Source organism: Streptomyces sp. DH10, assembly GCF_029813805.1.
In the GTDB taxonomy this organism is placed as follows: domain Bacteria; phylum Actinomycetota; class Actinomycetes; order Streptomycetales; family Streptomycetaceae; genus Streptomyces; species Streptomyces coeruleofuscus.
Map to the genome: position 1 here is coordinate 114,727 of NZ_JARVKU010000026.1, position 12,313 is coordinate 127,039.

Genomic DNA, 12,313 nt, shown 5'->3' on the forward strand with positions numbered 1-12,313 from the left:
CTTCTCCCGACAGACGCGCCCGCTCCTCCCTACAGATCCGCCCGAGCCGTCGCCAGCAGCTCCTCCGCGTGCGCCCGGGCCGTCTCCGAGTCCTCCTGGCCGGCGAGCATCCGGGACAGCTCCCGGACCCGCTCCTCCCCTTCCAGCACCTTCACACCGGAACGGGTGACCGACCCGTCGTTCGTCTTCTCGACCAGCAACTGCCGGTCGGCGAAGGCGGCGACCTGCGGGAGATGGGTCACGACCACGACCTGGGCGGTCTTCGCCAGACGCGCGAGCCGCCGGCCGATCTCGACCGCCGCCTTGCCGCCGACACCGGCGTCGACCTCGTCGAAGAGATACGTCGGCACGGGATCCGTCCCCGCGAACACGACCTCCACCGCCAGCATCACGCGGGAGAGCTCACCGCCGGACGCGCCCTTGGCGATCGGCCGCGCGGGCGCACCCGGGTGCGGGGCCAGCAGCAGCTCGACCTCGTCGGCACCCGCGGGCCCGTAGGCGACGGGCCGTCCGCCGACCTCGACGCCGTCGGGGTCCTCGGTCTGACGGATGTCGAAGGACACGCGCGCGTGCGGCATGGCGAGCGAGGCCAGCTCGGCGGTCACGGCAGCCGCGAACCGATCGGCGGCCTCCGTCCGCGCATCCGTCAACGCCTGTGCGAGCCCGCCCAGTTCCTCCCGCAGCGCGTCCCGCTCGGCGGTCAGTTCCCCGATCCGCTCGTCGTCGCCGTCGAGTTCGGTCAGCCGCGCGGCACTCCGCTCGGCCCAGGCCAGCACGGCGGCGATGTCCTCGCCGTACTTCCGCGTCAGCCCGGTCAGCGCGGCCCGCCGCTCCTCGACGGCCGCCAGCCGCAGCGGATCGGCGTCCAGGTCGTCGGCGTACCCGGCCAGGTCCCCGGCCGCGTCGCGCAGCAGGATCCCGATCTCCCCGATGCGGTCGGCGAGCGCGGCCAGCGCCGGGTCGTGCGACCGTACGGCGTCCAGGGCCCGCTGCGAGCCCGCGACGAGCGTCCCGGCGTCGACGCCCTCGGGGTCCTCCGGATTGCCCGCGAGCGCGGCGTGCGCGACCGCGGCGGCGGACGCCAGCGCCTCGGCGTGCCCGAGGCGCTCGGCTTCCTCGGCCAGCTCCACGTCCTCACCGGCCCGGGGCTCGACGGCGGCGATCTCGTCGAGCCCGTAGCGCAGCATGTCGGCCTCCTGGGCCCGTTCACGCGCGCGCGTGGTGATCTCGTCGAGCTCGGCGGAGACGGCCCGCAGCCGCTTGTACGCCTCGCCGTACTTGGCCAGCGGCACGGCGACGGCGTCGCCCGCGTACCGGTCGAGCGCCTGCCGCTGCCGGGACAGCTTGAGCAGCCCCTGCTGGTCGGTCTGCCCGTGCACGGCCACCAGCTCGTCGGCGAGCTCGGCGAGCACCCCCACGGGCACGCTGCGCCCGCCCAGGTGCGCCCGCGAGCGCCCCTCGGCGGAAACGGTACGGCTGATCAGCAGCGCCCCGTCGTCGAGCTCGGCCCCGGCCTCCTCGGCGCGTACGGCGGCCGTGGCGTCGTCGGGGACGGTGATCCGCCCCTCCACGACCGCCTTCCCGGCCCCGATCCGCACGAGCGCCGGATCCGCGCGCCCGCCCAGCAGCAGCCCGAGGCTCGTGACCACCATGGTCTTGCCCGCACCCGTCTCACCGGTGACCGCGGTGAACCCGGGCGACAGCTCGACAACAGCGTCGTCGATCACGCCGAGCGACCGTATCCGCATCTCCTCCAACACGGACACGACCATACGAGGTCCGGGCAAGCAATTGCGACTGGCCCGCCTCTGTCACCCACGCGGGTGGATACGGACCTCAAGGGGCGCGGGGAACTGCGCGACCAGCCACAGCGGACCCGCACCCGCCGAGGACGAGCAACCATCCCCCGCAAACCGCTAGTGAGGCGCCCCCCGCCACCCGGAAACAGGCAGCGCAAACTTGGCCACCAACCGGTCGGTGAAGGACGCATGATGCAACCGAGCCAGCCGCACCGGCACAGCCCCCCGCCGCACCTCCACCCTGGCGCCGGGCGGCAACTCCACCGTCCGCCGCCCGTCACACCACAGAACCCCCGGCGGAATGTGTGGCAGAACCTCCACAGCCAACACAGAATCCGGCGATGTCACCAACGGCTTCGCGAACAAGGCATGCGCCGAGATCGGCACCATCAACAGCGCCTCGACCTCCGGCCACACCACCGGCCCACCCGCGGAGAACGCGTACGCGGTCGACCCCGTGGGCGTCGCGCACACGATCCCGTCACAGCCGAACCCCGTCACCGGCCGCCCGTCGATCTCCAGGACGACCTCCAGCATCCGCTCGGCGGACACCTTCTGAACGGCCGCCTCGTTCAGCGCCCAGTCCGTGTGCACGATGTCCCCGTTGCGGTGCACCACGACGTCGACGGTCATCCGCTCCTCGACCTCGTACGCCTTGCTCACCACCCGGTCGACGACCTTGTCGAGGTCGTCCCGCTCGGCCTCCGCGAGGAACCCGACCCGCCCGAGGTTGACGCCGAGCATCGGCACGCCCGACGCCCGCGCGAACTCGGCACCGCGCAGCAGTGTGCCGTCACCGCCCAGCACGATGAGCAGCTCGCACCCGTCGAGGCACTGCGGAGTGGCCTCCTTGACCAGCTCCACCTCGTCCGGCAGCGGCAGGTCACGCGCCTCGGCCGCCAGGACCCGCACGCCGAGACCTGAGCGCAGCAGCCCCTTCACCACGAGCTCGGCACTGCGCACGGCGGCGGGCCGCCCCGTGTGGGCGAGCAGGAAAACTGTACGAGCTCGGTTATCGGTCAACGGGGCCCCTCCGCCACTGCACGGTCGACATCGGCCGGGTCCAGTTCCGGTGCCCCGGCCCGCAGCCACAAAAAGTATTCGACATTCCCCGACGGCCCGGGCAGCGGACTGGCCGTCACACCCTTCACCCCGAGCCCCAGTCCCCAGGCCTTCTGGGCCACCCCCGTCACCGCTTCGGCCCGCAGTTGGGGGCTGCGTACGACTCCCCCGCTGCCCAGCCGCTCCTTCCCCACCTCGAACTGCGGCTTGACCATCATCACCAGGTCCGCGTCCGGCTTCACGCACCGCACCAGGGCTGGGAGGACCAGCCCGAGCGGGATGAAGGACAGATCCCCCACGACAAGATCCACAGGCTCCCCATCGATCTCTTCAAGTGTCAATTCGCGTACGTTCGTACGGTCCTTGACGGTGACGCGTTCATCCTTTTGCAGAGACCATGCGAGTTGTCCGTATCCGACGTCCACGGCGACGACATGGGCGGCGCCCGCCCGCAGCAGGACATCGGTGAAACCGCCGGTGGACGCGCCGGCGTCGAGCGCCCTGCGCCCCTCGACGACCAGGCCCTGCGGCAGGAACGCCGTCAGCGCGCCGGCGAGCTTGTGGCCGCCGCGCGACACGTAGTCGGGGTCGTTCTCGTCGGCCGCCACGACGATCGCGGCCGCGGTCTCCACCTGCGTGGCGGGTTTGGTCGCGACGGTCTTGCCGACGGAGACCCGCCCGGCGGCGATCAGCTGGCCGGCATGCTCGCGCGAGCGCGCGAGCTTCCGGCGGACCAGCTCCGCGTCGAGACGGCGGCGTGCGACTCCTGCCACGTTCGGTTCAGCTCCTCGGTCCGTGCTGCGACGGGGGCACCGGAGGTCCCGGGCGGGCGTCGAGCGCGGTGAGCGCGTCGCGCAGCCCCCGGTGTACATCCTCGTACACCTCGAGGTGTCCGTCCGTGGCGAGGTGGTCGGCGTCGCCGAGCCGGTCCAGGGCCGCGTCCACGTCGGCGTCACCGGTGGGCGTGCGGGGCACGTTCAGCGGGGCGGGAGAGGCGGGGTCGTACCCGGGATCGGGAGCGGGCTCGGAGGCGGGCTCGTCCTCCGCCACCGCCGGGGTCTCGGGAACTGCGTCGTCCATGCCCCGACGCTACCGCGAACCGCTGCGGTACCGTCGACCGCGATGGCCACGATCGAGGAGTGCCGCAGCGCACTCGACAAGCTCTCCGACAACATGCAGCACGCTGAGGGGAACGTCCGCGAGGCCGCAGCCCTGGACCGTTCCGTGAGCTGCCACATCACGGACCTGGACGTCACCTTCGTCGGCCGGATGCAGGGCGGGCGGATCGTCGTGCGCGACACGGTCCAGGGACCGCCGCCCGACAAGGCCGAGATCAGACTGGCCATGACCGGTGACGACCTGGTCGCCCTGGTCGACGGCGAACTGAACTTCGCCAAGGCCTGGGGCTCGGGCCGGGTGAAACTGAACGCGGGCGTGCGGGACCTGCTCCAGCTCAGGAAGCTTCTGTAGCGACCGCCTTCCCGGCCCCGGTCCCCGCCCCGGCCCCCGCTCCGACGCGTGCCTTCCGCGCCGCCGGCACGACCAGCGGCGTGCCCGTCTCCGGGTCGTCGATGACCTGGCAGCGCAGACCGAACACCTCCTCCACCAGGCCGGCCGTGACGATGTCCTTCGGCGGGCCCTCGGCGATGATCCGGCCCTCGCGCAGGGCGATGAGGTGCGTGGCGTAGCGGGCGGCGTGGTTCAGGTCGTGCAGCACGGCGACGAGCGTGCGCCCCTGTTCCTCGTGCAGCTCCGCGCACAGGTCCAGGACGTCGATCTGGTGCTGGATGTCCAGGAACGTCGTCGGCTCGTCGAGCAGCAGCAGCGGTGTCTGCTGGGCGAGTGCCATGGCGATCCACACGCGCTGGCGCTGACCGCCCGAGAGCTCGTCGACGTACCGGTCGGCCAGCTCGGCGACGCCGGTCTGCCGCATCGACTCCTGGACGACCCGCTCGTCCTCGGTCGACCACTGGCGCAGGATGCCCTGGTGCGGGTACCGGCCCCGGCCCACCAGATCGCCGACGGTGATGCCGTCGGGCGCGATGGACGACTGGGGCAGCAGACCGAGGGTCCGCGCGACCTTCTTCGCGGGCATCGACTGGATGGTCTGGCCGTCGAGCAGCACCCGGCCCTCGCTGGGCTTGAGCATCCGCGACAGCGCCCGCAGCAACGTCGACTTGCCACACGCGTTGGGGCCGACGATCACGGTGAAGGAGTTGTCGGGTACCTCCACCGACAGTTGCTCGGCGATCACCCGCTGGTCGTAGGCGAGGGTGACGTTCTCGGCGGACAGACGGTTCACGGTGCTCCTTCGGTTCTTGCTCATATCCGGCCCGCCTTGCGTTCGGTGACCAGCAGCCACAGCAGATAGACGCCGCCGAGCACGCCGGTGACCACGCCCACGGGCAACTGCTCGGCGCCGAACGCCCGCTGCGAGAGCCAGTCGGCGACGACCAGCAGGGCGGCGCCCATGCTCACGGAGGCCAGCAGGTTCGGGCCGGGCGCACGGGTCAGGCGCCGGGCCAGCTGCGGCGCGGTGAGCGCGACGAAGCTGACGGGACCGGCGGCGGCGGTCGCGGACGCGGTCAGCAGCACGGCCGCCACCATCAGCAGCAGCCGCACGCGCTCGACCCGCACCCCGAGGGCGTACGACACGTCGTCGCCCATCTCCATCATCCGCAGACCGCGCGCGTTGCACAGGACGAGCGGCACGAGGACGGCGCACAGCCCGAGCAGCGGCCAGACCTGGGCCCAGTCACGGCCGTCGAGGGATCCGGTCATCCACACGACGGCGCGGGCCGCGTCCACGATGTCGGACTTGGTGAGCAGGTAGCCGTTGACCGCCGTGACGATCGCGGAGACGCCGATACCCACCAGCACCAGCCGGTATCCGTGCACGCCCCGCTTCCAGGCGAGCACGTAGATGGCGAGGCCGGTCACCAGACCGCCCACCAGCGCGCCGGCGGCGACCTGGTTCGCGCTCCCGGAGAACAGCACGATCACCGTGAGCGCGCCGGCCGTCGCCCCCTGTCCGAGGCCCAGCACGTCCGGACTGCCCAGCGGGTTGCGGGAGATGGACTGGAACAGCGCGCCGCCGAGTCCGAGCGAGGCGCCGACCAGCAGCCCGACCAGGACGCGCGGCAGCCGCAGTTCGTTGACGATGAACTCCTGGCCCGCGTTGCCCTCGCCGAACAGCGTCCGCAGTACGTCGGCAGCCGGGATCGGGAAGTCGCCGGTGCCGATGAGCACGACGCTCGCCGTGAGCGCCGCGACCAGCAGCAGGAACACGACGGTGAAGGCCCGCACGTCCAGGCGCACGGAGAGCCCGCCCGGGGTCCTCACAGCACGGTTGGTGGTCTTCACAGCTGGGCCGTCCTCCGCCGTCGTACGAGATAGATGAACACCGGTCCGCCGAGGATCGCGGTGATGATGCCCACCTGGAGTTCCGCCGGCCGGGCCACGATCCGGCCGATGACGTCGGCGCCGAGCAGCAGCACGGGCGACAGGATCGCCGCGTACGGCAGGATCCAGCGCAGATCGGGCCCGGTGAAGGAACGCACGACGTGCGGAACCATCAGCCCGACGAACACGATCGGCCCGCAGGCCGCGGTCGCCGCCCCGCACAGCACGGTCGCGGCCAGCATGGACAGCGCCCGCGTCCGGTTCAGGTTGGCGCCGAGCGCCTTGGCGGTGTCGTCGCCCATGGCCATGGCGTTGAGCGGCCGGGACAGGGCCAGCGCCAGAACCATGCCGACCAGCAGGAACGGCAGGACCTGCCGGATGGTCGAGTCGTTCGCCGCGGACAGCGAACCGACCGTCCAGAACCGCATCTTGCCGAGCGCCGCGTCGTCCATGATCATCACGGCCTGGAGGTAGCCGTAGAGGGCGGCGCTGATCGCCGTACCGGCGAGCGCGAGCCGCACCGGCGTCGCGCCCCGGCTGCCGCCGAGGAACCACACCAGCGCCCCGACCGCGGCCGCGCCGAAGAACGCGAACCAGACGTAGCCGCTGAGCGAGGTGATCCCGAGGAACGTGACGGCCGTGACGACCGCGGCGGACGCGCCCGCGTTGATGCCGAGCAGACCCGGGTCGGCCAGCGGGTTGCGCGTGAGCGCCTGGAGAACCGCCCCGGCCAGGCCGAGTGCGGCGCCGGCGAGCAGCCCGAGCACGGTCCGCGACAGCCGCTCCGCGACGACGACGTCGCCGTACGTCCCCGAGTCCTCGAACAAGCCGTGCCAGACCTGCCCGAGGGACAGCTCTTTCGCTCCGATCGCGATACTCGCCAGCGCGACGAGCACCAGGATCGCGACGGCCAGGAGGAGCCCGAAGGCCCGTATCGCCCGTCGGGTCGGGGGCGCGGGGGCGGTCTCCGCGCGCTGTTCAGGGGGACTGTCGACCAACACGCAAGTTAGGTTAGCCTACCCTGCCATTCGACCTCGATCCGGAGCCCGGCCGCCGCAACGCACGCCCGGCCGGAGCGTGCCCGGGAACCACGGATCCAACCGTCACTCAAAGACCCAGCCTCGCCAGTGACTTCCCCCCGTCCAGCTCGCACACACCCGCACCGGCGGCCGTCCACGCAGCGGCACACAGCGCGCGCAGCCCGTCCAGCGCCTCGCCGTCCCCGTCGAGCTCCAGCCGGTCCGCACCGGCCGTCGCCGTCCAGCCACCGCACCGGAATCCGCCGTCGTCCGCCGCGGCGACCTCCGGCTGACCACAGAGCATCCCGCGCAGATCGGCGTCCACATACGTCGGCCGGTGCTGCGGCGGCGCGGCCAGCAGCTGCGCGCCGTCGGTCACGCCGGTCAGCACGAGCAGCGAGTCGACGTCCCCGTTGAACGCGCCCTCGATGTCCGTGTCCAGCCGGTCCCCGACGACCAACGGCCGCTCGGCCCCGGTCCGCAGGATGGTCTCCCGGTGCATCGGCGGCAGCGGCTTGCCCGCGACCTGAGGCTCGGCACCCGTGGCGATCCGCACGACCTCCACCGCAGCGCCGTTGCCCGGCGCGATCCCCCGCCCGCTCGGAATCGTCAGGTCGGTGTTCGAGGCGAACCAGGGCACACCGCGCGCGACGGCGTAACTGGCCTCCGCGAAACGGCCCCACGGCAGCTCCGGACCGCCGTACCCCTGCACCACCGCCGCCGGATCGTCGTCCGCCGACTCCACGGGCACGAGCCCGCGCTCACGCAGCGCCACCCGCAGCCCGTCACCGCCGATCACCAGCACACGGGCGCCTTGCGGCACCTGCTCGCTGATCAGCCGCGCGACCGCCTGCGCCGAGGTGATGACATCGTCCGCGCCCGTCGGTATGCCCAGCTCGGTCAGGTGCCCGGCGACCGTGTCGGGAGTCCGCAGCGCGTTGTTGGTGACGTACGCCAGACGCATCCCGCCCGTCCGGGCCGTGGCCAGCGACTCGACCGCGTACGCGATCGCGCTCCCGCCCGCGTACACGACACCGTCCAGATCGAGCAGCGCCGTGTCGTACGCCTCGCTCAGGGCCTGCCCACTGCCCTCGGGCCTCGTCCTGACGCTTCGGCTCATCCCGCATCGCTCCTCGTTCGACGGCTTTCCCCCGATCATCCCCCATGCCACCGACACCCGTACGATGCCGGGATGAACACAGCAGGTCACTCGGAAGCAACGGAGCGCCGAGGCCTGGAACTCACCCCGTTCCGAGGCCTTCGCTACGACCCCGACCGGGTCGGCAGCCTGGCCGCAGTGACGTCCCCGCCGTACGACGTCGTCGTCCGCCCCGACGGAGTGCACCATCTCGAGTCCGCCGACCCGTACAACATCGTCCGGCTGATCCTCCCCCAGGCCGCCACCCCCGGCACCCGCAACGACCAGGCGGCCAAGACCCTGCGCCGCTGGCTGTCCGAGGGCGTCCTGACCACCGACCCGGATCCCGGTCTGTACGTCTACGAGCAGCGGGACGGCCAGGGCATGCTGCAACGCGGCGTCATCGGCGCCCTCCGCGTGACGGACCCGGCCGAGCAGGTGGTGCTGCCGCACGAGGACGTCATGCCGCACGTCGTCGCCGACCGCGCGGCCCTGATGCGGGCCACCTCCGCGAACCTCGAACCCCTCCTGCTGACCTACCGCGGCGACGACTCGACGACCGCCATGGCGGACCTGATCGAGCGGACCGCCGAGCAGCCACCGCTCCTCGCGACCACCACGGAGGACGGCTTCAGCCACCGCCTGTGGTCGGTCACCGCCCCCGCCGACCTGACGACGATCCAGACCGACCTGGCCCGTCACCAGGCCCTCATCGCCGACGGTCACCACCGCTGGGCGACCTACCGCCGCCTGCGCACGGAGCACCCGTCCCCCAGCCCGTGGGACCACGGCCTGGTCCTCCTGGTCGACACGGCCCGCTACCCCCTCCGCGTCCGCGCCATCCACCGCCTCCTCCACGACCTGCCGGTCGGTGACGCCCTGGCCGCCCTAGACGGCCGCTTCCGCGTGCGCGGCCTCCAAGTCCCGTTGTCCGAGGCGCTGGAGGCACTGGCGGACGCGGCCTGCGAGGGCAACGCGTTCCTGCTCGCCGGCGACGGTTCCTTCCACCTCGTCGACCGCCCGGACCCGGATCTCCTGGCCCGCACGGTCCCCGCCGACCGGCCCACCGCCTGGCGCACCCTCGACGCGACGGTCCTGCACGCCACGCTCCTCGACCACGTCTGGCACATCCCCGAGGACTCCCCCGCGCACATCGCCTACATCCACGACGCGGCCGCCACGGTGGGGAAGGCGGAACGCGACGGCGGCACGGCCGTTCTGATGCACCCGGTCCGCGAGGAGGTCGTCCGCGACCTGGCCCGGCAGGGCGTCACCATGCCACGCAAGTCGACGTCGTTCGGCCCGAAGCCGGCCTCCGGCCTGGTCCTGCGCGCGCTGGACTTCTGACGCGCTGGTTCTGACGCGCTGGTTCTTACGCACTAGAGGGGGCGGATCCCGACCGGAATCCGCCCCCTCCACGTCTACGCGACGTCAGTCCTTCTCCTCCGCGTCGGCGTCGCCGCCCTCACCCTCGTCCTCGCCCAGGGCGTCCACGAACTCCACCCCGTCCAGTTCGGCGAGCCGGTCCGAGGCGTCCGTGCTGCCGTCCCGGTCGGCCTCCACGGCCTTGGCGAACCACTCCCGCGCCTCGCCTTCCCGCCCGGCCGCCAGCAGCGCGTCGGCGTAGGCGTACCGCAGCCGCGCGGTCCACGGCTGCACGGAGTTGGAGGCCAGCTCCGGGCTCTGAAGCGTCACGATGGCCGCGTCCAGCTGCCCCATGTCCCGCCGCGCACCGGCCGCGACGAGCCGCATCTCGACCTGCCCGGCCTTGTCGAGCTTGTGCACCTCGGGCGCACCGGCCATGTCCAGCGCCTTCTCCGGCCGCCCGAGCCCACGCTCGCAGTCGGCCATGACAGGCCACAGATCGATGTTCCCGGTCATCCGCTTGGCGGCCCGGAACTCGGCCAGCGCCTCGCCGTACTTCTGGCTGGCGTACGACGCGAACCCGGCGGCCTCCCGCACGGCGGCGACACGCGACGCCAGCCGAAGCGCCACCCTGGAGTAGCCGTACGCGCCCTCGGGGTCCTCGTCGAGGAGCCGCGCGACCATCACCAGGTTCTTCGCGACATCGTCCGCGAGCGTCTTCGGCAGGCTCTGGAGCTCCTGCCGCACGTCCTTGTCGATCTCTTCGCCCGTGACGTCCTCGGGGATCGGCAGCCGCTTGATCGGCTCCCTGTCCCGCTCGCGCTCGTCACGGAACCGGCCGCCGCCACGACGGTCGTCCCGACGGTCGTCGCGCCGGTCATCACGGCCCCGGAAGCCCCCGGGCCGCCCACCGCGATCGTCGCGGCGCGGTCCACGCCCGCCGCCACGGTCGTCCCGGCCGCGGAAGCCACCACGGTCGCCGCGGTCGCCACGGGTATCGCGAGTGTCGCGATCACCGCGGGTGTCGTCCCGACGGAAACTCCCACGCTGCCCCCGCGGGGCATCGTCACGCCGGAAACCGCCACGGTCCCCACGGTCGTCCCCACGACGGTCGTCACGGCGGTCATCCCGTCGCTCATCGCGGCGGTCATCCCGTCGGTCGTCACGACCGCGGAATCCGCCACGGTCACCGTCGCTCCGGAAGCCACGGTCCCGGTCGTCGCCACGGAAGCCGCGGTCCCGGTCATCACCGCGGAAACCACGGTCCCGGGTGTCCCGGCGCTCTCCGCGGTCGTCGCGGCGGGGGAATCCGCCACGGTCGCCCTCACGCCTGTCACCGCGACGGTCGTCGCGCCTGTCGTCCCGACGGTCATCCCGTCGGAATCCACCGCGCTGCCCACGGTCGTCGTTTCCGCGTCGGGCATCGTCCCGGCGGTCGTCGCGCCGGCCGTAACCGCCGCCACGGTTGTCGTCACGCCGGAAACCGCCCCGGTCGCCCCTGTCTCCCCGGTCGTCCCGCCGCTCGCCACGGTCGTCAGGGCGGAAGGAGGGACGGTCACCGCGGTCGTCGCGACGGAACGGGGGACGCTCCCCACGGTCATCACGACGGAACGGGGGACGCTCCCCACGGTCATCACGACGGAACGAGGGACGCTCGCCACGATCATCACGACGGAACGGAGGACGCTCCCCACGGTCATCACGACGGAACGGAGGACGCTCCCCGCGATCATCACGACGGAACGGAGGACGCTCCCCGCGATCATCACGACGGAAGGAGGGACGCTCCCCACGGTCGTCGCGCCGAGAATCTCCCCGGTCGCGATCGTCCCTGCGAGGCCCTCGGTCGCGGTCGTCGCGCCGGCCGTAGCCACCACCACGGTTGTCACCACCACGGTTGTCGTCACGCCGGAAGCCACCACGCTCCCCGCGGTCGCTCCGGCCGCCACGGTCGTCCCTGCCGCGGAAGCCGCCACGGTCTCCACGGTCCCCGCGCTGACCACCGCGGTCGCTCCGGTCCCCCTCCCGTCGCTGCTGGTCGCGCTCCGGTCGGTCGTCGGGAGAGTTGGTGGACATGGTGACTCCTGTCTTCGGTACCGCAAGTCATTCTCGCGCAGCCGGGTGCCCAGCGCGCAGTGCAAAAACAAAAAGGACCCCTGGTCCCAGCTGAACGCTGGTGACCAGGGGTCCTTCCAAAGATTGTTCGGCGGCGTCCTACTCTCCCACAGGGTCCCCCCTGCAGTACCATCGGCGCTGTAAGGCTTAGCTTCCGGGTTCGGAATGTAACCGGGCGTTTCCCCTACGCTATAACCACCGAAACCCTAATGGTTTCGAGCGAACAAGCACACTCTTCAATTGTTTGTTCTGCTCAAAGCCGACAACTGTTCGTTGTCTCAGAACTAACACAGTGGACGCGAGCAACTGAGGACAAGCCCTCGGCCTATTAGTACCGGTCAACTCCACACGTTACCGTGCTTCCATATCCGGCCTATCAACCCAGTCGTCTACTGGGAGCCTTACCCTCTCTA

At 71.9% G+C, this 12,313-nt stretch carries 12 protein-coding genes and 2 rRNA genes; 2 read left to right on the plus strand and 12 right to left on the minus strand.

The annotated features are described in order from the left end of the window. Nucleotides 1-29: 29 nt before the first annotated feature. The 4 genes from recN to QC385_RS37545 all read right to left on the minus strand — a co-directional run bounded on the left by recN (nt 30) and on the right by QC385_RS37545 (nt 3,941). Entirely contained in the window at nt 30-1,772 is a 1,743-nt protein-coding gene (gene recN / locus QC385_RS37530; RefSeq protein ID WP_279545876.1) for a DNA repair protein RecN, read from the minus strand. Between the two features lie 144 nt (nt 1,773-1,916). Then, on the minus strand, nt 1,917-2,822 hold the full coding sequence (locus tag QC385_RS37535) for an NAD kinase (protein ID WP_279545877.1): 906 nt from the start codon (nt 2,820-2,822) through the stop codon (nt 1,917-1,919). Next, complete coding sequence (locus tag QC385_RS37540; protein WP_059416826.1) at nt 2,819-3,634, minus strand: TlyA family RNA methyltransferase; 816 nt, start codon at nt 3,632-3,634, stop codon at nt 2,819-2,821. Before QC385_RS37540 ends, QC385_RS37535 begins: the two co-directional genes overlap by 4 nt. Before the next feature lie 7 nt (nt 3,635-3,641). Beyond that, nucleotides 3,642-3,941, minus strand: coding sequence for a hypothetical protein (locus QC385_RS37545; protein WP_279545878.1), 300 nt, complete (start codon nt 3,939-3,941; stop codon nt 3,642-3,644). A 42-nt stretch (nt 3,942-3,983) separates the two neighbouring features. On the opposite strand from QC385_RS37545, the gene QC385_RS37550 reads away from it, so the two are divergent. Beyond that, a complete protein-coding gene (locus tag QC385_RS37550) occupies nt 3,984-4,331 on the plus strand; it encodes an SCP2 sterol-binding domain-containing protein (protein WP_279545879.1) in 348 nt (115 codons plus the stop codon). Here QC385_RS37550 and QC385_RS37555 read toward each other — a convergent pair. The 4 genes from QC385_RS37555 to QC385_RS37570 form a co-directional block, all read right to left on the minus strand. Next, nucleotides 4,315-5,187 (minus strand): ABC transporter ATP-binding protein, encoded by an 873-nt coding sequence (locus tag QC385_RS37555; RefSeq protein WP_279545880.1) that lies wholly within the window; start codon nt 5,185-5,187, stop codon nt 4,315-4,317. The two genes, QC385_RS37550 and QC385_RS37555, sit on opposite strands and share 17 nt — an antisense overlap. Continuing rightward, nucleotides 5,184-6,224, minus strand: a complete 1,041-nt coding sequence (locus QC385_RS37560; protein ID WP_279545881.1) for a FecCD family ABC transporter permease — start codon at nt 6,222-6,224, stop codon at nt 5,184-5,186. The genes QC385_RS37555 and QC385_RS37560 overlap by 4 nt, the downstream gene beginning before the upstream one ends. Beyond that, nucleotides 6,221-7,264: a FecCD family ABC transporter permease gene (locus tag QC385_RS37565; RefSeq protein WP_279545882.1), complete on the minus strand. Its 1,044-nt coding sequence runs from the start codon at nt 7,262-7,264 to the stop codon at nt 6,221-6,223. Before QC385_RS37565 ends, QC385_RS37560 begins: the two co-directional genes overlap by 4 nt. A 106-nt stretch (nt 7,265-7,370) precedes the next feature. Beyond that, entirely contained in the window at nt 7,371-8,402 is a 1,032-nt protein-coding gene (locus tag QC385_RS37570; RefSeq protein ID WP_279545883.1) for an HAD hydrolase-like protein, read from the minus strand. A 72-nt stretch (nt 8,403-8,474) separates the two neighbouring features. Here QC385_RS37570 and QC385_RS37575 point away from each other — a divergent pair, with 72 nt between their 5' ends. Next, complete coding sequence (locus QC385_RS37575) at nt 8,475-9,767, plus strand: DUF1015 domain-containing protein (RefSeq protein ID WP_279545884.1); 1,293 nt, start codon at nt 8,475-8,477, stop codon at nt 9,765-9,767. Nucleotides 9,768-9,851: 84 nt separating this feature from the next. On the opposite strand, the gene QC385_RS37580 is transcribed toward QC385_RS37575, so the two are convergent. From QC385_RS37580 to QC385_RS37595, 4 genes are all read right to left on the minus strand, one after another. Further along, on the minus strand, nt 9,852-10,577 hold the full coding sequence (locus tag QC385_RS37580; protein WP_279545890.1) for a tetratricopeptide repeat protein: 726 nt from the start codon (nt 10,575-10,577) through the stop codon (nt 9,852-9,854). Next, a complete protein-coding gene (locus QC385_RS44390) occupies nt 10,469-11,770 on the minus strand; it encodes a hypothetical protein (protein ID WP_443033087.1) in 1,302 nt (433 codons plus the stop codon). The genes QC385_RS37580 and QC385_RS44390 overlap by 109 nt, the downstream gene beginning before the upstream one ends. Before the next feature lie 216 nt (nt 11,771-11,986). After that, nucleotides 11,987-12,103 (minus strand): 5S ribosomal RNA (gene rrf / locus QC385_RS37590). A 105-nt stretch (nt 12,104-12,208) separates the two neighbouring features. Further along, nucleotides 12,209-12,313: ribosomal RNA gene (locus QC385_RS37595) — 23S ribosomal RNA — on the minus strand; the annotation flags it as partial.